This window comes from Burkholderia sp. HI2761, assembly GCF_002223355.1.
Taxonomy (GTDB): Bacteria; Pseudomonadota; Gammaproteobacteria; order Burkholderiales; family Burkholderiaceae; genus Burkholderia.
In genome coordinates this window covers 244,332-262,506 of record NZ_NKFN01000002.1, presented here as the reverse complement: position 1 = coordinate 262,506, position 18,175 = coordinate 244,332, and the positions used below count along the sequence as shown (strand labels likewise).

The following is an 18,175-nucleotide window of genomic DNA, read 5'->3' as shown; positions in this document are numbered from 1 at the left end:
AACCTGACTTACTTTAGTGTGAGACTCTTGATACTTTCGCTTTCTGATCCGAGGATCAGCTCGCTTCCATCAAGCGCCCACACTTATCGGCTGTTAATTTTTAAAGAGCATTTCTGCGAGAAACCTGGAGTTTCCCGGCAGCGCTGCGTTTTCAGCAGCAGAGAAGCGAGATTATGAACCGTGTTTCGCAGCTCGTCAACAACTTTTTACCTGCTTCGTTGCGACTGCGGGGCCATCTTCCTGCACCGCCAAGGCTCGTTACCACCGAACCTCACCAGCACCACTTCCCTTCCTCCCGCGCCGCGTTTCCGTTAGCGCGAAAGAGGCGTGATTCTAAGCACCCACCCCCGTCCGCGCAAGCCCTTTGTGAAGAAAATTTGAAAAAGCCTCCGTTCGCTGTCGCGCACGGAGGCTTTGGGCTCGACGAACGATGTCGCGCTGTCGGGCCGCAGCCTGTCGACAACCTTTCCCTCTATATATAGAAGCGCGTCACTTGCCGCCCGCCGCAGCCTGCAGTTGCTCGACCGGCACCGCGTCGGCCATCGCCGCGTAGCCCGCATCGCTCGGATGGATACCGTCGCCGCTATCGTATCGGCGCTGCAGCACGCTTGGGCGCGCCTGATCGCGCAGCACCGCATCGAAATCCACCACGCCGTCGAACCCGCCGCCGCCGCGGATCCACCGGTTCACCTCGAGCCGGATCGCTTCGCGTCCGGCCGGTAACGCCGCCGGCGTGAGCGTCGCGCCGAAGACCTTCACGCCCTGCCGGTGCGCCGCCTCGATCAGCCGGCGATAGCCGTCGATCAACGACGCGGCCGTCACCTGCGTATGCGGGTGATCGCAATCGAGCCCCGTGCGCGGCGGCATCGCCGCGAAGTTGATGTCGTTGATCCCGATCAGCACGATCGCCGCCTTCACGCCCGAGCGCGACAACGCATCGCGCTCGAAACGCGACGCCAGCGATGTGCCGTAGCACGCGGAATCGCTGAGCAGCCGGTTGCCGCTAATGCCGAGATTCACGACGCCGATCGAATCGGCGCCCGACGCCGCCAGCCGGCGCGCGAGCGCGTCGGGCCAGCGACGGTTCCGGTTCACGCTGGAGCGCAGCCCGTCGGTGATCGAATCGCCGATAGCGGCGACGCTGGCGTGAGCAGAACCCGTCTCGACGGCCAGTTCGGTTACCCACGCATATTGGGTGAAACGGGTGCGGAACGCGGCGGCGCCCGGATCGCTCACGTGCTCGCCTGGTGCGGACACATAGTTGAACTGGTTCGACACGCGATGCCAGACCGTCATCCGCTGGTTCGGCCCCATCTGGAGATTGATCGCATACGGCTGCGCGGCCGTCACGTCGATCGCCACCCGATCGCTTTCGAGTTCCTGGCCCGGCGCAAGCGTCACCGACGCCTTGCCGCCGAACCGGACCGGCACCGCCGCGCCGCCGAGTGCCGCCCCTTCGCCGGCGCGCGCGAGGCTCGCGGCCTCGACGACCAGCGGCGCGCGACCGTATGCGTTGCTCACGCGAATCCGCGCGGCCCGCCCCGACACGGTCGGGTAGACGATCTGGCGCACGGTGCGCCCGGCCACGTCGGGTGCGCGGTAGAGCGGCGGCGGTGCGGCGAGATCGGGAATCGGCTGCAGCGCGGTCGCCCACGCGGCGACCCAACCGCCCTGCGCGGCCGACGCCGCAAGCGGCGACACGAAAACGGCCGCCCCCAGCACTACCGCGGCGAAACTGCTTCGAAATGACATCGGCAAAATCCTCATCGGAAAGCGGGCATTGTGCCGCAGTGCCGTGGCAGGCGCTCGGGGTCGCCGCGGGCGTCGCGGTCGCGGCGACCGGCGTGTCGGTCTGGGACGTCCATCATCGTGTCGCCGGGCAGCGCGAGCGGGACCGCGCGCTCGCGCTGGCGCGAAGACGCGAGGCCCCATGCGCGAAGCCGAATTCGCGCCATCTGATCGCGCCCCGACTTCCCTCGTTTACCCGAGTCCCGCCGCAAATCCGCAAGAAATTTATTAACCGACCGGTCGGTTGGTTTATACTTCGCACACATTCAACCGGACGAGAGCCTTCGCCATGTACACGCAATCCCTCGACATCCCCGGCAACGTCGCGCCGCTCGACGCCGCAGCCGAGTCGCCCGAGCAGGCGCGGTTCGATGCGGTGATGGCCGCGGACGGCAAGATCGAACCGCAGGACTGGATGCCCGACGCGTACCGCAAGACGCTGGTACGCCAGATCTCGCAGCACGCGCATTCGGAAGTCGTCGGCATGCTGCCGGAAGGTAACTGGATCTCGCGCGCGCCGAGCCTGAAGCGCAAGGCGATCCTGCTCGCGAAGGTGCAGGACGAAGCCGGCCACGGCCTCTATCTTTATAGCGCGGCCGAAACGCTCGGCGTATCGCGCGATGCGCTGATCGACGCGCTGCACGCCGGCAAGGCGAAATACTCGAGCATCTTCAACTACCCGACGCCGACCTGGGCCGACGTCGGCGTGATCGGCTGGCTCGTCGACGGCGCCGCGATCATGAACCAGATCCCGCTGTGCCGCTGCACGTACGGTCCGTACGCGCGCGCGATGATCCGCGTGTGCAAGGAAGAGTCGTTCCACCAGCGCCAGGGTTTCGACGCGCTGCTCTCGATGATGAAGGGCAGCGACGCGCAGCGCGCGATGGTCCAGCAGGCCGTCGACCGCTGGTGGTGGCCGGTGCTGATGATGTTCGGCCCGAGCGACGCCGATTCGGTCCACAGCAGCCAGTCCGCCAGATGGGGCATCAAGCGGATCTCGAACGACGATCTGCGCCAGAAATTCGTCGACGCGACGGTCGACCAGGCGAAGGTGCTCGGCGTGACGCTGCCCGATCCCGACCTGAAATGGAACGAAGCGCGCGGCCATCACGACTACGGCACGATCGACTGGGACGAATTCTGGCGCGTGGTCAACGGCGACGGCCCGTGCAACAAGGAACGCCTCGCGACTCGCGTGAAAGCACACGAGGACGGCGCCTGGGTGCGCGAAGCCGCGCTCGCGCACGAAGCGAAGCGCCGCGCCCGCGCCGAACAGCACGCCGCGTGAGCGGCACCTCTCGAATTCAGGAATCAGGAGAAAGCGATGAACAAGGAATGGCCGATCTGGGAAGTGTTCGTGCGCAGCAAGCAGGGCCTCGACCACAAGCATTGCGGCAGCCTGCACGCCGCCGACGCGACGATGGCGCTGCGCATGGCGCGCGACGTCTACACGCGTCGCCAGGAAGGCGTGAGCATCTGGGTGGTGCCGTCGTCGGCGATCACCGCGTCGGATCCGAGCGAAAAGGCCGAACTGTTCGAGCCGGCGGGCGACAAGATCTACCGTCACCCGACGTTCTACACGCTGCCCGACGAAGTCAACCACATGTAACGCCCGCGCCATGACGATCACGCCCGAACACCTCTCCTACGTGCTGCGCCTCGCGGACAACGCGCTGATCCTCGGTCAGCGCAACGCCGAATGGTGCGGCCACGGCCCGATCCTCGAGGAAGACATCGCGCTCACCAACATGAGCCTCGACCTCATCGGCCAGGCGCGCATGCTGTATACGCACGCGGCCGAGCTCGAGCGCCAGCTCACCGGCGCGACGAAGACCGAGGACGACTACGCGTACTTCCGCACCGAGCGCGAATTCGCGAACTTCACGCTCGCCGAGCTGCCGCATTACGGCCCGGTCTCCGGCACCGCGCACGCCGACAAGGACTATGCGGTGACGATCGTGCGCAACTTCCTGTACGCGGCGCTGATGCTGCACGTGTGGAGCGCGCTGGAAACGTCGACCGACACGCAACTGGCCGCGATCGCCGCGAAATCGGTGAAGGAAACCCGCTATCACGTCCAGCACGCGCGCGAGTGGCTCGTGCGCCTCGGCGACGGCACCGACGAATCGCACCGCCGCGCGCAGGCCGCGCTCGACTACCTGATGCCGTACACGCGCGAATTCTTCGCCGCCGATGCGATCGACGACGCGATCGTCGCACCGGGCATCGGCCCGGCGCCGGCCGCGATCGAGGCCGCGTGGCGCGCGGACGTGGACGACGCGCTCGCCGAGGCCACGCTCACGCAGCCGGCGCCGGTCAAGCATGTGACGACCGGCAAGCAGGGCGAGCACTCGGAACACATGGGCTACCTGCTCGCCGAAATGCAGAGCCTCGCGCGCCAGCATCCCGGCGCGAGCTGGTAACCGGCCCACGCCACGGAGCCCGATGATGTCCGCCCAGACCGCCGCCCCCGCCCCCGCCGCGCACCGCGACGATCCGCTGCTCGCCCGTGCGTGGGACGTGCTGGAAACCGTGCCCGATCCGGAGATCCCGGTCGTGTCGATCCGCGAGCTCGGCATCCTGCGCGACGTCCGCCGCGCGGACGACGGCCGGCTCGAGGTCGTGATCACGCCGACCTACTCGGGCTGCCCGGCGATGTCGCAGATTGCCGAGGACATCGCCGCCGCGCTGCAGGCCGCCGATCTGCCGCCGCACCGGATCGAGACGGTGCTCGCCCCCGCCTGGACGACCGACTGGATCACGCAGGAAGCGCGCGACAAGCTGCGCGCGTACGGCATCGCGCCACCGGTCGGCCAGTGCGGCAGCGCCGCGCCGCGGGAGAACGTCGTGCGCTTCGTGCCGCGGCCGGTCGCCGCGCCCACCTGCCCGCGCTGCGGCTCCGCGCGCACCGAACGTCTCGCCCAGTTCGCGTCCACCGCCTGCAAGGCGCTGTATCGCTGCGTCGACTGCCGCGAACCCTTCGACTACTTCAAACCCTACTGAATATGGCGACCCCGCAATTTCATCCGCTGCGTATCCGCGACGTGCGGCCCGAGACCGCCGACGCCGTGACCGTCTCGTTCGACGTGCCGCCCGAGCTGCGCGATGCATACCGCTTCACGCAGGGCCAGTTCGTCACGCTGAAGACCCATATCGACGGCGAGGAGACGCGCCGCTCGTATTCGATCTGCGTCGGCACGACGGACTACGACCGCGACGGCGAACTGCGCATCGGCATCAAGCGCGTGCGCGGCGGCCGCTTCTCGAACTTCGCGTTCGACACGCTGAAGGCCGGCCACACGATCGACGTGATGACGCCGGACGGCCGCTTCTTCACGCACCTGAACGCCGACCACGGCAAGCAGTACGTCGCGTTTTCCGGCGGCTCGGGGATCACGCCGGTGCTCGCGATCGTGAAGACGACGCTCGAACTCGAGCCGCGCAGCACGTTCACGCTGATCTACGGCAACCGCAGCGTCGACGCGATCATGTTCGCGGAGGAGCTGGAGGACCTGAAGAACCGCTACATGAACCGCTTCGTCCTCTATCACGTGCTGTCGGACGACCTGCAGGACGTCGAGCTGTTCAACGGCGTGCTCGACCAGGCGAAATGCGAGGAATTCCTCGGCACGCTGACGCCGGCCGACGCGATCGACGAGGCGTTCATCTGCGGCCCGGCGCCGATGATGGACGCCGCCGAAGCCGCGCTGAAAGCCGCCGGCGTGCCGCAGGCGAAGGTGCACGTCGAGCGCTTCGGCACGCCGCTGCCGCAGGCCGGCGCACCGGTCGTCGAGATCACCGACCAGACGCCGGCCGCCGACCTCGAAATCGTGCTCGACGGCAAGAAGCGCAAGCTGCGTTTGCCGTACGAAGGCGTGAGCCTGCTCGACGTGGGCCTGCGCGCGGGCCTCGCGCTGCCGTACGCGTGCAAGGGCGGCGTGTGCTGCACGTGCCGCGCGAAGGTGGTGGAAGGCGAAGTGCGGATGGAGAAGAACTACACGCTCGAGGAGCACGAGGTGAAGGACGGTTTCGTGCTCACGTGCCAGTGTCATCCGATCAGCGACAAGGTCGTCGTGAGCTTCGACGAACGTTGAGCGGCATCGCGCCGCGGCGCGGTACGGTTTCTCGCCGTCACACATCTCGCTTACACTAGGGGCCGCCGGCCGGCTGGACGTCGCAACGTCCGCCCGCCGGCGGCTTTCTTTTGTTGACGACAGGCCGATGAGTACCATTCATGTGATTCAGGGCGGCACCGCCGCCGCGTCGCTGCGCGAGGGCCTTGCGCAAGCCGGACGCGACGAGCGCGTCGTGGGTTTGCTCGACGATCTCGGCGTCGGGCCGCTGAAGGGCGCCGACGAGACGCCCGACACGCGCGCCGCCTTCTGGCAGCACGTGCTCGGCGACCAGATTCCCGACTGGAACGCGGAAATCGAAGGTGAATTCGCCCGCCTCGACCAGCTGGCGACGGAGACCGGCCAGGTCGTCGTGTGGCACGCGCCGAGCGTCGGCGACAAGCTGCTGCTGCGCCGCGTCGCCTATCACCTGCGCAACGTGCCGCAGCGCCTGAACGAGGTGCGGCTGTCGGCCGCCGACCTCGACGCCGCGCAACGCGCCTCGCTGTCGCGCGCCGACCAGGCATGCGCGACCGGGATGTTCTCGCCCGCGGAACTGGCGCGCAAGCGGCCGGCGGCCGCGCCGGTCTCGGTCCTGCGCATCGGCCGCCTCGCGCTCGAATGGCAGGAAGCGAAGCACCTGAACGCCGAACTGCGTTATTGGGTCAGCAACACGATCAAGAGCGGCCACTACGCCGATCTCGACGCGTTGATCGTCGCGCGCGCGCAAACCGACTGGCAGCCCGCGCGGCGCCTCGTCGGCAGCATCATGGCCGCCGCCGACCGCGGCGGGCTGTTCGTCAGCGACTCGATCGCGTGGTGGCGCTGCCGCGAACTCGCGGCCGCCGGCCGGCTCGAGCTGCAGGACGACGCGCCGGACGCCCTTTCTTCCACGCAGGTGCGCGCGGCCCGCGCCGCCGAGCACCGCTAATCTTCCGTATTCGACCATGGCCCGAACCCGAGCGCCCGACCACGAATCCCAGCGCGAGCAGATCCTCGACCTGGCCGCCGAGAAATTCGCGCAGACGAGCTACCCGAGCACGTCGATGTCCGATCTCGCGACCGCGAGCGGCACGTCGAAGGCGCGGCTCTATCACTATTACGAGAGCAAGGAAGCGATCCTGTTCGACCTGCTCGACCGCTACACGAAACGGCTGATGCTGATCATCGCCGAGGTGGAGGGCGCGAGCCAGCGGCGCGGCCTCAGCGAGCGCGACGCGTTCGCGGAGCTCGTGCGCGCGTTCCTCTCCGAATACGAGACGTCGCACAGCCGCCACGTCGCGCTGCTCAACGACGTGAAGTATCTCGAGGACGCGCAGCGCGAAATCGTGCTCGACCGCCAGCGCGATATCGTCGCGGCGTTCACGCGGCAGCTCGCACGCGCGTACCCGGACCGCATCTCGAAGGAAAATCAGACCTCGGTGACGATGATGGTGTTCGGGATGATCAACTGGACCTTCACGTGGCTGAAGCCGGGCGGGCGCCTCGGCTACCGCGACTTCGCCGAACAGGTGATCGACCTGATCGAGCGCGGGCTGTCGACGGCCGCCTGATTGCCGCGCAGCAGCATGCGTTGCGCGGCGGGCACACTACAACCGCCGTCGCGCATTTCATATGATGAATTTTATATCCGTTTAAAATCAAATAGATAGCGAATGTACTAAGCGGATTTAGAATTCCCCCTCAGCACAAATAACGTCAAATACGGGTTTTCCCCAACCTCGGTCGGCTAAAATGCTGTTGCATTGCACAACCCGTTTGTGCACCCACACTGAGGAACCCACGATGAACACGCAATCCAACGGCCGTGCCGATGCTGTCGGCAAGGTCGGTACTGCGCCGGTTCTCGTCAGGGAACTGGCTTCCAAAGACCGTGAGCAGATGCTCACCCACTTTCTCTCGCTCGACGAAGAGGATCGCCTGCTGCGCTTCGGCCAGATGGTGCCCGACCACGTGATCGAGAACTATGTCCGCACGATCGATTTCGGTCGCGATACCGTGTTCGGCGTGTTCGACCACGACCTCGAACTGATCGGCGTCGGCCATCTGGCCTATCTGCCGGCCGAGGGCGACGCGCGTACGGCGGAATTCGGCGTGTCGGTGCTCGAAAGCGCGCGCGGCCGCGGCGTCGGCTCGAAGCTGTTCGAGCGCGCGGCGATCCGCAGCCGCAACACGCACGTGACGATGCTGTACATGCACTGCCTGTCGCGTAACGCGACGATGATGCACATCGCGAAGAAGTCCGGGATGCGGATCGAGTACGCGTACGGCGAAGCCGATGCGTACCTGTCGCTGCCGCCGGCCGACCACTCGACGATCATCGCCGAGATGATGCAGGAACAGGCCGCGGTGTTCGACTACGCGATGAAGCGCCAGGCGCGCCGCACGACGAAGTTCATCGAATCGCTGATGCCCGCCGCGCTGACGGCCTGACGTCGTTGACGTCGGCCTGCCGGGCCGTGCCCGCGGCACGCCCGGCGCCCTCCCTTCCCCTGCCGCGGCGCTAGCGCGCCGAACGAATCGGCAACGCCGTCGTTTCCTTGAAGCAGTCGAGTGAGAAGCTCGTTTTCACGTCGATCACCGACGGGTGATGCAGCAGATGCTCCTGCACGAAGCGGGAGAAATGCGCCATGTCCTCGACCTGCACGCGCAGCAGGTAATCCATGTCCCCGGTCATCGCATGGCACGCGACCACTTCCGGCCAGGTCTGCACGGCCGCGCGAAACAGCTCCGCGTGGGTCGCGCCCGCGCGCGCCGACGTCTCGTCGGCCCGGACCGGCGCGAGGCCGCCGCGCTTCTCGAGCCGCACGCTCACGTAGGCAAGCAGGTCGAGGCCGAGCTTCTGCGGATTCAGCAGCGCGACGTAGCCCGTGATCACGCCGATTTCCTCGAGCCGCCGGATCCGCCGCAGGCACGGGCTCGGCGACAGGTTCACGCGTTCGGCGATCTCCTGGTTCGACAGGCGACCGTTCTCCTGAAGAATCGCGAGAATTCGCCGATCGATGGCATCCAATTCGGCTTGCGCCATCTTCTGCCCTCCGTTGTTTATTTTAAGACTGGAAATTGCGCCATCGTAGGCGCCGGCGATTAAGTTCGCAAGTTTCCGCTCGCGGCTGCCCGCTACACTCTGTCGCATGTCCCGACTCGCCGCGCACGCGCGTTGCTGGCGCGGCCGTCGACATCGAACCACGCCGGGCACGCGCACGCCGCCCCGGCCGACCGCCCCGCACAGGAGACACGACATGCAGATCCCCAACTGGGACAACCCCGTCGGCACCGACGGCTTCGAATTCATCGAATACACGGCACCGGACCCAAAAGCACTCGGACAACTGTTCGAACGGATGGGTTTCACCGCGATCGCGCGCCACCGCCACAAGGACGTGACGGTGTACCGCCAGGGCGACATCAACTTCATCATCAACGCCGAACCCGATTCGTTCGCGCAACGCTTCGCGCGGCTGCACGGCCCGTCGATCTGCGCGATCGCGTTCCGCGTGCAGGACGCCGCCAAGGCGTACCAGCACGCGCTGGAACTCGGCGCATGGGGCTTCGACAACAAGACGGGCCCGATGGAGCTGAACATCCCGGCGATCAAGGGCATCGGCGATTCGCTGATCTACTTCGTCGACCGGTGGCGCGGCAAGAACGGTGCGCAACCGGGCGCGATCGGCGACATCAGCATCTACGACGTCGACTTCGAGCCGATTCCCGGCGCGAACCCGAACCCGGTCGGCCACGGCCTCACCTACATCGACCACCTGACGCACAACGTGCATCGCGGCCGCATGCAGGAATGGGCCGAGTTCTACGAACGCCTGTTCAACTTCCGCGAAGTGCGCTATTTCGACATCGAAGGCAAGGTGACGGGCGTGAAGTCGAAGGCGATGACGTCGCCGTGCGGCAAGATCCGCATCCCGATCAACGAGGAAGGCTCGGATACGGCCGGCCAGATCCAGGAATACCTCGACGCGTATCACGGCGAAGGCATCCAGCACATCGCGCTCGGCGCGAGCGACATCTACCAGGCGGTCGACGGGCTGCGCAGCAAGGAAGTGAAGCTGCTCGACACGATCGACACGTATTACGAGCTGGTCGATCGCCGCGTGCCGAACCACGGTGAATCGCTGGACGAGCTGAAGAAGCGCAAGATCCTGATCGACGGCGCGCGCGACGACCTGCTGCTGCAGATCTTCACCGAAAACCAGATCGGGCCGATCTTCTTCGAAATCATCCAGCGCAAGGGCAACCAGGGCTTCGGCGAAGGCAACTTCAAGGCGCTGTTCGAATCGATCGAGCTCGACCAGATTCGCCGCGGTGTCGTGCAGGACAAGGCCTGACGCTTGCGCCGCGCGGCGGTAGCCCCGGGCAATCGGGGTGGCCGCGCGATCCGGCGGCACAAAAAAGGGCGGGAATCCTCTGATTCCCGCCCTTTTTGTATTCCGGCGCAGCCTGCGAGGCCGCGCGATCGCGTCAACGCACGTTCGCCTTCGATACGGCGGCGCGCTCGGCCGACGGCTGTGCCGCGGCGTCCGGGGCCGGCACGATCTGACGCATCTGCGCGCCGGCTGCCGCCAGTGCGCTCGCACCTTGCGCGCGCACCGGGCCGGTCATCGCGAAAAACGCGGCGGACACGATCAGGAAACTCTGGATATGACGTGTGTTCATTGCACCTCCTGTAAAACTGCCGGCGCCTCCCCGACTGCGTCGGAACGAACCCACGCGGCCGGGCACCTCCGGCAGGCCGACAAGATTAACGGCATTTGCCCGCAGATCAACACGGCTTTACATGCTTTTACATGATGTAACGCATGGTCTCGCCCTGTTTCGTGGCGCGCAGCCGGCCATTCCCCCCGCGTTGCGGCCGATGGGCGGCGGGTTTGCCCCAGTGCTACCATCCCTTAAAACCGGCGAACATGCCGGCCACTGCAGACGCATCCAAAAGATGCCGACGCAACCGAAGTTTTGGTGATCCCAGACCGGGTGGAGGAGACAGTTAATGAATGCCCCGCTAGACGCAGGCCAACGCGCGTCGCTAGAAGCCGCGCTGAAGTCCGTCACGCTTGACGACAAATACACGCTGGAACGCGGCCGCGCGTACATGAGCGGCATCCAGGCCCTCGTGCGCCTGCCGATGCTCCAGCAGGAACGCGACCGCGCCGCCGGTCTCAATACGGCCGGCTTCATCTCCGGCTACCGCGGCTCGCCGCTCGGCGGCCTCGATCTGTCGCTCTGGAAAGCCAAGCAGCACCTGGCCGCCCACCAGATCGTCTTCCAGCCCGGCCTCAACGAAGATCTCGCCGCCACCGCCGTGTGGGGCTCCCAGCAGGTGAACCTGTACCCCGGGGCGAAGCACGACGGCGTGTTCGGCATGTGGTACGGCAAGGGCCCGGGCGTCGATCGCACCGGCGACGTCTTCAAGCACGCGAACTCGGCCGGCTCGTCGCGGCACGGCGGCGTGCTGGTGCTGGCAGGCGACGACCACGCGGCGAAATCGTCGACGCTCGCGCACCAGTCCGAGCACATCTTCAAGGCCTGCGGGCTGCCGGTGCTGTTCCCGTCCAACGTGCAGGAATATCTCGATTTCGGCCTGCACGGCTGGGCGATGAGCCGTTACTCGGGCCTGTGGGTCGCGCTCAAGTGCGTGACGGACGTGGTCGAATCGTCGGCATCGGTCGACATCGATCCGCATCGCACCGAGATCGTGCTGCCGACCGATTTCATCCTGCCGGAAGGCGGGCTGAACATCCGCTGGCCCGATCCGCCGCTCGTGCAGGAAGCGCGGCTGCTCGACTACAAGTGGTACGCGGCGCTCGCCTACGTCCGTGCGAACAAGCTCGACCGGATCGAGATCGATTCGCCGCATGCGCGCTTCGGGATCATGACCGGCGGCAAGGCGTACCTCGACGTGCGCCAGGCGCTGGTCGACCTCGGTCTCGACGACGAAACCTGCGCGCGGATCGGCATCCGGCTCTACAAGGTCGGCTGCGTGTGGCCGCTCGAAGCGCAGGGCGCGCAGGCGTTCGCGCGCGGCCTCGACGAAATCCTGGTCGTCGAGGAAAAGCGCCAGATCCTCGAATACGCGATCAAGGAAGAGCTGTACAACTGGCCCGATGCGCAGCGCCCGCGCGTATTCGGCAAGTTCGACGAGAAGGACGGCGCCGGCGGCGAATGGTCGGTGCCGATGGGCAACTGGCTGCTGCCCGCGCACTACGAGCTGTCGCCGGCGATCATCGCGAAGGCGATCGCGACGCGGCTCGAGAAGTTCGAATTGCCGTCCGACGTGCGCGCGCGCATCGCCGCGCGGCTCGCGGTGATCAACGCGAAGGAAATGGCGCTCGCGAAGCCGCACGTGCAGACCGAGCGCAAGCCGTGGTTCTGCTCGGGCTGCCCGCACAACACGTCGACCACCGTGCCGGAAGGATCGCGCGCGATCGCCGGGATCGGCTGCCACTACATGACCGTGTGGATGGACCGCAGCACGAGCACTTTCAGCCAGATGGGCGGGGAAGGCGTGCCGTGGATCGGCCAGGCGCCGTTCACGGACGAAAAGCACGTGTTCGCGAACCTCGGCGACGGCACGTATTTCCATTCGGGCCTGCTCGCGGTGCGCGCGGCGATCTCGTCGAAGGCGAACATCACCTACAAGATCCTCTACAACGACGCGGTGGCGATGACGGGCGGCCAGCCGGTCGACGGCGTGCTGACGGTGCCGCAGATCACGCACCAGCTCGCGTCCGAAGGCGCGAAGAAGATCGTGATCGTCACCGACGAACCGGAGAAGTACGACAGCCAGAAGGCGCTGCTCGCACCGGGCGTGACGATCCATCACCGCGACCAGCTCGACGACGTGCAGCGCGAGCTGCGCGAGATCGAAGGCACGACGATCCTGATCTACGACCAGACCTGCGCGACCGAGAAGCGCCGCCGTCGCAAACGCGGCACGTATCCGGACCCGGCCAAGCGCGTCGTGATCAACGAAGCGGTGTGCGAAGGCTGCGGCGACTGCTCGGTGCAGTCGAACTGCCTGTCGGTCGAGCCGCTGGAAACCGAATTCGGCACGAAACGCCAGATCAACCAGTCGAGCTGCAACAAGGACTTTTCGTGCGTGAAGGGCTTCTGCCCGAGCTTCGTCACGGTCGAGGGCGGCCAGTTGAAGAAGCCGAAGGCCGTGTCGGTCGACGGCAGCGCATTGCCGCCGATCCCCGAGCCGACGCTGCCCGACATCGACCGCGCGTACGGCGTGCTCGTCACCGGCGTGGGCGGCACGGGCGTCGTCACGATCGGCGCGCTGCTCGGGATGGCCGCGCACCTGGAAAACAAGGGGGTGACCGTGCTCGACGTCACCGGCCTCGCGCAGAAAGGCGGCGCCGTGATGAGCCACGTGCAGATCTCGCACGCGCCGACCGACATCCACGCCACGCGGATCGCGATGGGCGAAGCCGATCTCGTGATCGGCTGCGATGCGATCGTCACGGCCGGCGACGAGTGCACGTCGCGGATGCGGCACGACACGACGCGGGTCGTCGTCAACAGTGCGCAGACGCCGACCGCCGAGTTCATCAAGAACCCGAACTGGGCGTTCCCCGGCGTGTCGGCCGAGAACGACATCCGCGCGGCGGCGGGGGAAGCGGTCGACTTCATCGACGCGAACCGCTTCGCGGTCGCGCTGCTCGGCGACGCGATCTACACGAACCCGTTCGTGCTCGGCTACGCATGGCAGAAAGGCTGGCTGCCGCTGACGCTCGCGTCGCTCGAACGCGCGATCGAGCTGAACGCGGTATCGGTCGAGAAGAACCGCGCGGCGTTCGACTGGGGCCGCCGCGCCGCGTACGACCTGGCGAGCGTGAAGCAGGCCGCGGCCGGCGACGCCCGCCCCGCGCAAGGCGCCACGGTGATCTCGCTGCATACGAAGAAGGCGGTCGACGCGCTGATCGCGAAGCGCGTGGAATTCCTCACCGCTTACCAGAACGCCGCGTACGCGTCGCGTTATGCGGCCTTCGTCGACAAGGTGCGTGCCAGCGAGCGTGCGCTGGCGGACGGCGACACCGTGCAGGAGCCGCTGACCGAAGCGGTCGCGCGCAACCTGTTCAAGCTGATGGCGTACAAGGACGAATACGAGGTCGCGCGGCTGCAGTCCGATCCCGCGTTCCTCGCGCGCCTGACCGCGCAGTTCGAAGGCGACTGGAAGCTGAAATTCCACCTCGCGCCGCCGCTGTTCGCGAAGACGGATGCGCACGGCCATCTCGTGAAGAAGGCGTACGGCCCGTGGATGATGTCGGCGTTCCGGCTGCTCGCGAAGGCGAAGTTCCTGCGCGGCACGGGGCTCGATCCGTTCGGCCGCACCGCGGAGCGCCGCACCGAGCGCGCGCTGATCGGCGAGTACGAAGCGCTGATCGACGAGGTGCTGGCCAAGCTGAACGCGGCCAACCGCCCGCTCGCGCTCGAGCTCGCGGCGCTGCCGGACGGCATTCGCGGCTACGGTCACGTGAAGGAGAACAACCTGCGCGCGGTGCGCCAGAAATGGCAAACGCTGCTGGGGACGTGGCGTTCGCCGGCCGGCGGCCAGTCGCATCAGCAGGTCGCGTAACGGTACGCGGCGGGCGAGGCGTTCGCGTTCGGAGCGCCCCGCCCGCGCCGCTGTCTTCATTTACGGTTCACGCAAAAAAAACGCCACGGAACGCGGGTTCCGTGGCGTTTTTCATTGCGCCGCGCGTGACGCGCGGCACACGCGGGCGTGGCCTTACTTCGTGTTCACGTTCGCGGCGGCAACGGCCGTCATGTTGATGATCCGGCGCACGGTCGCGGCCGGCGTCAGGATGTGGACCGGCTTTGCCGCGCCGAGCAGGAACGGGCCGACCGTCACGCCTTCGCCGCCGACCATCTTCAGCAGGTTGTACGCGATGTTCGCGGCTTCGACGTTCGGCATGATCAGCAGGTTCGCTTCGCCCGACAGCGTCGTGCCCGGGAACGCCTGCTTGCGGATCAGTTCCGACAGCGCCGCGTCGCCGTGCATTTCGCCGTCGACTTCGAGGTTCGGCGCGCGTTCGACGATCAGCTTGCGGGCCTCGGCCATCCGGCGCGACGACGCCGACGGCGCGCTGCCGAAGTTCGAGTTCGACAGCAGCGCGGCCTTCGGCGCGATGCCGAAGCGCTCGATCTCGGCCGCAGCCTGGATCGTCATGTCGGCGAGCTGGTCGGCGCTCGGCAGTTCGTTCACGTACGTGTCGCACACGAACAGGTTGCGGCCCGGCAGCATCAGCAGGTTCATCGCGGCGAAGTGCTCGGCGCCCTTCGCACGGCCCAGCACCTGCTCGATGAACTTCAGGTGGCTGTGGAACGTGTCGATCATCCCGCAGATCATCCCGTCCGCATCGCCCAGGTGCACGAGCATCGCGCCGATCAGCGTGTTGAACTTGCGCATCGCGGCCTTCGCGACTTCCGGCGTCACGCCGTCGCGCGCGCCGATCTCCTGATACGCCTGCCAATAGCGGTGGTAGCGCGCATCGTCTTCCGGATCGACGATTTCGAAATCGGTGCCGGCCTTCAGCTTCGAACCGATCTTCGCGAGACGCATGTCGACGACCGACGGACGGCCGATGATGATCGGCTTCGCGATCTTTTCCAGCAGCACGAACTGCGCGGCACGCAGCACGCGCTCGTCTTCACCTTCGGCGAACACGATGCGGGCCTGCTTCTGCTTCGCGGTCGCGAACACCGGGCGCATCACCATGCCGGTGCGGTAGACGGTCGCGCCGAGCTGCTCGCGGTACGCGTCCATGTCCTGGATCGGGCGCGTGGCGACGCCCGAATCCATCGCGGCCTGTGCGACGGCCGGCGCGATCTTGATGATCAGGCGCGGGTCGAACGGCTTCGGAATCAGGTAGTCCGGCCCGAATTCGAGCGAATGGCCTTCATACGCCTTCGCGACTTCCTCGCTCTGGTCGGTTTCCTCGGCCAGCTCGGCGATCGCGCGCACGCACGCGAGCTTCATTTCTTCGGTGATCGTCGTCGCGCCGACGTCGAGCGCGCCGCGGAAGATGAACGGGAAGCACAGGACGTTGTTGACTTGGTTCGGGTAGTCCGAGCGGCCGGTCGCGACGATCGCGTCCGGGCGCACGGCCTTCGCGTCTTCCGGGCGGATTTCCGGTTCCGGATTCGCGAGCGCCAGGATCAGCGGGCGGTCGCCCATCGTCTTGACCATGTCCTGCTTCAGCACGCCCGCGCTCGAGCAGCCGAGGAACACGTCCGCGCCGACGATCGCGTCGGCGAGCGTGCGCGCGTCGGTGTTCGCCGCATAGCGCTGCTTCGACGGATCGAGGTTGCCGCGCCCTTCGTAGATCACGCCCTTCGAATCGGCGACGAGGATGTTCGACTTCGTGAGGCCGAGGTTCACCAGCAGATCCAGACACGCGATCGCCGCCGCGCCGGCGCCCGAGCATACGAGCTTCACTTCGGCGAGCTTCTTGCCGACGACCTTCAGGCCGTTCAGGATCGCGGCCGACGCGATGATCGCGGTGCCGTGCTGGTCGTCGTGGAAGACGGGGATCTTCATGCGCTCGCGCAGCTTCTGCTCGATGTAGAAGCATTCCGGCGCCTTGATGTCCTCGAGGTTGATGCCGCCGAGCGTCGGCTCGAGCATCGCGATCGCCTCGACGAGCTTGTCGGGGTCGGACTCCGACAATTCGATATCGAACACGTCGATGCCCGCGAATTTCTTGAAGAGGCAGCCCTTGCCTTCCATCACCGGCTTCGCGGCGAGCGGGCCGATGTTGCCCAGACCGAGCACGGCCGTGCCGTTCGTGATGACGCCGACGAGGTTGCCGCGCGACGTGTACTTCTGCGCGTCGAGCGGATCGGCGTGGATCGCCTCGCACGCGGCGGCGACGCCGGGCGAATACGCGAGCGACAGATCGAGCTGGTTCGACAGCGGCTTGGTCGGGGTGACCGAAATCTTGCCGGGTTTCGGATTCAGGTGATAAGCGAGAGCGGCCTGCTTCAGTTGTTCGTCCATGATTGACCTGCGAGAGACATGCGAAATATTGACGACTCAGTACACAGCACCTTCGGCCGCGTCTGCTTGAATCGAGGGGATGGTCGACTGCGAGACGGCCCGCGACGCGCCGGATCGGCACGCCAACGAACCTTGGCGGATGGCAAGAAGAAAGTACAAAGTACTGAACGATTTCCAAGGGTCGCCTAGTGTACACCCCCTAAATGACCTCTGTTGGTGCAGCGCCGCATCCTCGGCATCAGCATCGAACTGATCGCGCCCCGTTTGTTTCGCGGGTGGTGAGCGGCATCGTGAACCCGCGCGAATTCCGCCGAAAACCGGCCTGAATCGGGTAAAATAGCCGGCTACGCGCGCAGCGATGCGATTGGTTCGCCGATCGCGCCCCGGCCCCCCGGGCGGGTTCCCTTGCTGCGCCACCGGGCCCGCGCCCGATCCTCGCTCATCACCCAAGGAATGCCCATGACAGGCTACGATCGTCAGTCGATCTCGGATACGACCGCCAAAATCCTGCTCGAAGTGCAGGCGGTGCACTTCAATGCCGAAAAACCGTTCATCTTCACGTCCGGCTGGGCAAGCCCCGTCTATATCGACTGCCGCAAGCTGATCTCGTATCCGCGCGTGCGCCGTGCGCTGATGGAAATGGCTGAAACGACGATCACGCGCGACATCGGCTTCGAGCAGATCGACGCGGTGGCGGGCGGCGAGACGGCCGGCATCCCGTTCGCGGCCTGGATCGCGGACCGGATGATGGTGCCGATGCAGTACGTGCGCAAAAAGCCGAAGGGTTTCGGCCGCAACGCGCAGATCGAAGGCCATCTCGAGGAAGGCTCGCGCGTGCTGCTGGTGGAAGACCTGACGACCGACAGCCGCAGCAAGATCAACTTCGTCAACGCGCTGCGCACCGCGGGCGCGACGGTGAACCACTGCTTCGTGCTGTTCCACTACGACATCTTCAAGGAAAGCGTGTCGGTCCTGAAGGACATCGACGTCGACCTGCACGCGCTCGCCACGTGGTGGGACGTGCTGCGCGTCGCGAAGGCCTCGGGCTACTTCGAGACGAAGACGCTCGACGAAGTCGAGAAATTCCTGCATGCACCGGCCGAGTGGTCGGCCGCGCACGGCGGCGCGACGGCCCCGAAGGAATGACGCCACGCCGGCGCGCATGCCGGCGCACTGGCCGAGAAAGCCGCCTGCTTCATCGCAGGCGGTTTTTTTTCGTCCGTCGACCGGCGCCCTGACCGATCGCAATCGCGCTCGCCGA

The 18,175-nt window shown here is 66.4% G+C and carries 15 protein-coding genes; 11 read left to right on the top strand and 4 right to left on the bottom strand.

Translation table 11 applies throughout. The annotated features are described in order from the left end of the window. Positions 1 to 489: 489 nt before the first annotated feature. Positions 490 to 1,752: an SGNH/GDSL hydrolase family protein gene (locus tag CFB46_RS05385; protein WP_089499455.1), complete on the bottom strand. Its 1,263-nt coding sequence runs from the start codon at positions 1,750 to 1,752 to the stop codon at positions 490 to 492. Between the two features lie 325 nt (positions 1,753 to 2,077). On the opposite strand from CFB46_RS05385, the gene paaA reads away from it, so the two are divergent. The 8 genes from paaA (at position 2,078) to CFB46_RS05345 (ending at position 8,333) form a co-directional block, all read left to right on the top strand. After that, positions 2,078 to 3,076, top strand: coding sequence for a 1,2-phenylacetyl-CoA epoxidase subunit PaaA (paaA, locus tag CFB46_RS05380; RefSeq protein WP_089499454.1), 999 nt, complete (start codon positions 2,078 to 2,080; stop codon positions 3,074 to 3,076). A gap of 36 nt (positions 3,077 to 3,112) precedes the next feature. Then, entirely contained in the window at positions 3,113 to 3,397 is a 285-nt protein-coding gene (paaB, locus tag CFB46_RS05375; protein ID WP_006482881.1) for a 1,2-phenylacetyl-CoA epoxidase subunit PaaB, read from the top strand. A gap of 10 nt (positions 3,398 to 3,407) precedes the next feature. After that, positions 3,408 to 4,211 (top strand): 1,2-phenylacetyl-CoA epoxidase subunit PaaC, encoded by an 804-nt coding sequence (gene paaC, locus CFB46_RS05370; protein WP_089499453.1) that lies wholly within the window; start codon positions 3,408 to 3,410, stop codon positions 4,209 to 4,211. Positions 4,212 to 4,236: 25 nt separating this feature from the next. Further along, positions 4,237 to 4,791, top strand: a complete 555-nt coding sequence (paaD, locus tag CFB46_RS05365) for a 1,2-phenylacetyl-CoA epoxidase subunit PaaD (protein WP_089499465.1) — start codon at positions 4,237 to 4,239, stop codon at positions 4,789 to 4,791. Positions 4,792 to 4,793: 2 nt separating this feature from the next. Beyond that, complete coding sequence (gene paaE, locus CFB46_RS05360) at positions 4,794 to 5,882, top strand: 1,2-phenylacetyl-CoA epoxidase subunit PaaE (RefSeq protein ID WP_089499452.1); 1,089 nt, start codon at positions 4,794 to 4,796, stop codon at positions 5,880 to 5,882. Positions 5,883 to 6,009: 127 nt separating this feature from the next. Further along, positions 6,010 to 6,831: a DUF1835 domain-containing protein gene (locus CFB46_RS05355; protein WP_089499451.1), complete on the top strand. Its 822-nt coding sequence runs from the start codon at positions 6,010 to 6,012 to the stop codon at positions 6,829 to 6,831. 16 nt (positions 6,832 to 6,847) lie between these two features. Then, a complete protein-coding gene (locus tag CFB46_RS05350; protein ID WP_027783292.1) occupies positions 6,848 to 7,453 on the top strand; it encodes a TetR/AcrR family transcriptional regulator in 606 nt (201 codons plus the stop codon). A gap of 232 nt (positions 7,454 to 7,685) precedes the next feature. Next, on the top strand, positions 7,686 to 8,333 hold the full coding sequence (locus tag CFB46_RS05345; RefSeq protein ID WP_089499450.1) for a GNAT family N-acetyltransferase: 648 nt from the start codon (positions 7,686 to 7,688) through the stop codon (positions 8,331 to 8,333). A gap of 70 nt (positions 8,334 to 8,403) precedes the next feature. Here the strand turns inward: CFB46_RS05345 and CFB46_RS05340 are convergent, their stop codons facing one another. Next, positions 8,404 to 8,928, bottom strand: coding sequence for an Lrp/AsnC family transcriptional regulator (locus tag CFB46_RS05340; RefSeq protein WP_027783290.1), 525 nt, complete (start codon positions 8,926 to 8,928; stop codon positions 8,404 to 8,406). 214 nt (positions 8,929 to 9,142) lie between these two features. On the opposite strand from CFB46_RS05340, the gene hppD reads away from it, so the two are divergent. Continuing rightward, positions 9,143 to 10,240 carry a 4-hydroxyphenylpyruvate dioxygenase gene (hppD, locus tag CFB46_RS05335; RefSeq protein ID WP_027783289.1) on the top strand — a complete coding sequence of 366 codons (1,098 nt, stop codon included), beginning with the start codon at positions 9,143 to 9,145 and terminating at the stop codon, positions 10,238 to 10,240. A gap of 133 nt (positions 10,241 to 10,373) precedes the next feature. Here the strand turns inward: hppD and CFB46_RS05330 are convergent, their stop codons facing one another. Beyond that, a complete protein-coding gene (locus tag CFB46_RS05330; RefSeq protein WP_027783288.1) occupies positions 10,374 to 10,568 on the bottom strand; it encodes a hypothetical protein in 195 nt (64 codons plus the stop codon). A gap of 331 nt (positions 10,569 to 10,899) precedes the next feature. On the opposite strand from CFB46_RS05330, the gene CFB46_RS05325 reads away from it, so the two are divergent. Then, positions 10,900 to 14,490 carry an indolepyruvate ferredoxin oxidoreductase family protein gene (locus tag CFB46_RS05325; protein ID WP_089499449.1) on the top strand — a complete coding sequence of 1,197 codons (3,591 nt, stop codon included), beginning with the start codon at positions 10,900 to 10,902 and terminating at the stop codon, positions 14,488 to 14,490. A 153-nt stretch (positions 14,491 to 14,643) separates the two neighbouring features. On the opposite strand, the gene CFB46_RS05320 is transcribed toward CFB46_RS05325, so the two are convergent. Further along, positions 14,644 to 16,914: an NADP-dependent malic enzyme gene (locus tag CFB46_RS05320; RefSeq protein ID WP_027783286.1), complete on the bottom strand. Its 2,271-nt coding sequence runs from the start codon at positions 16,912 to 16,914 to the stop codon at positions 14,644 to 14,646. 459 nt (positions 16,915 to 17,373) lie between these two features. Between CFB46_RS05320 and CFB46_RS05315 the strand changes: the two genes are divergently transcribed. Continuing rightward, a complete protein-coding gene (locus CFB46_RS05315; RefSeq protein ID WP_011546659.1) occupies positions 17,374 to 18,060 on the top strand; it encodes an orotate phosphoribosyltransferase in 687 nt (228 codons plus the stop codon). The last annotated feature ends 115 nt before the right edge of the window (positions 18,061 to 18,175 follow it).

What these genes read in the sequence shown, in the direction of transcription:
- CFB46_RS05385 (WP_089499455.1), bottom strand. Translation starts at nt 1,752, where the DNA reads ATGTCATTTCGAAGCAGTTTCGCCGCGGTAGTGCTGGGGGCGGCCGTT.
- paaA (WP_089499454.1), top strand. Translation starts at nt 2,078, where the DNA reads ATGTACACGCAATCCCTCGACATCCCCGGCAACGTCGCGCCGCTCGAC.
- paaB (WP_006482881.1), top strand. Translation starts at nt 3,113, where the DNA reads ATGAACAAGGAATGGCCGATCTGGGAAGTGTTCGTGCGCAGCAAGCAG.
- paaC (WP_089499453.1), top strand. Translation starts at nt 3,408, where the DNA reads ATGACGATCACGCCCGAACACCTCTCCTACGTGCTGCGCCTCGCGGAC.
- paaD (WP_089499465.1), top strand. Translation starts at nt 4,237, where the DNA reads ATGTCCGCCCAGACCGCCGCCCCCGCCCCCGCCGCGCACCGCGACGAT.
- paaE (WP_089499452.1), top strand. Translation starts at nt 4,794, where the DNA reads ATGGCGACCCCGCAATTTCATCCGCTGCGTATCCGCGACGTGCGGCCC.
- CFB46_RS05355 (WP_089499451.1), top strand. Translation starts at nt 6,010, where the DNA reads ATGAGTACCATTCATGTGATTCAGGGCGGCACCGCCGCCGCGTCGCTG.
- CFB46_RS05350 (WP_027783292.1), top strand. Translation starts at nt 6,848, where the DNA reads ATGGCCCGAACCCGAGCGCCCGACCACGAATCCCAGCGCGAGCAGATC.
- CFB46_RS05345 (WP_089499450.1), top strand. Translation starts at nt 7,686, where the DNA reads ATGAACACGCAATCCAACGGCCGTGCCGATGCTGTCGGCAAGGTCGGT.
- CFB46_RS05340 (WP_027783290.1), bottom strand. Translation starts at nt 8,928, where the DNA reads ATGGCGCAAGCCGAATTGGATGCCATCGATCGGCGAATTCTCGCGATT.
- hppD (WP_027783289.1), top strand. Translation starts at nt 9,143, where the DNA reads ATGCAGATCCCCAACTGGGACAACCCCGTCGGCACCGACGGCTTCGAA.
- CFB46_RS05330 (WP_027783288.1), bottom strand. Translation starts at nt 10,568, where the DNA reads ATGAACACACGTCATATCCAGAGTTTCCTGATCGTGTCCGCCGCGTTT.
- CFB46_RS05325 (WP_089499449.1), top strand. Translation starts at nt 10,900, where the DNA reads ATGAATGCCCCGCTAGACGCAGGCCAACGCGCGTCGCTAGAAGCCGCG.
- CFB46_RS05320 (WP_027783286.1), bottom strand. Translation starts at nt 16,914, where the DNA reads ATGGACGAACAACTGAAGCAGGCCGCTCTCGCTTATCACCTGAATCCG.
- CFB46_RS05315 (WP_011546659.1), top strand. Translation starts at nt 17,374, where the DNA reads ATGACAGGCTACGATCGTCAGTCGATCTCGGATACGACCGCCAAAATC.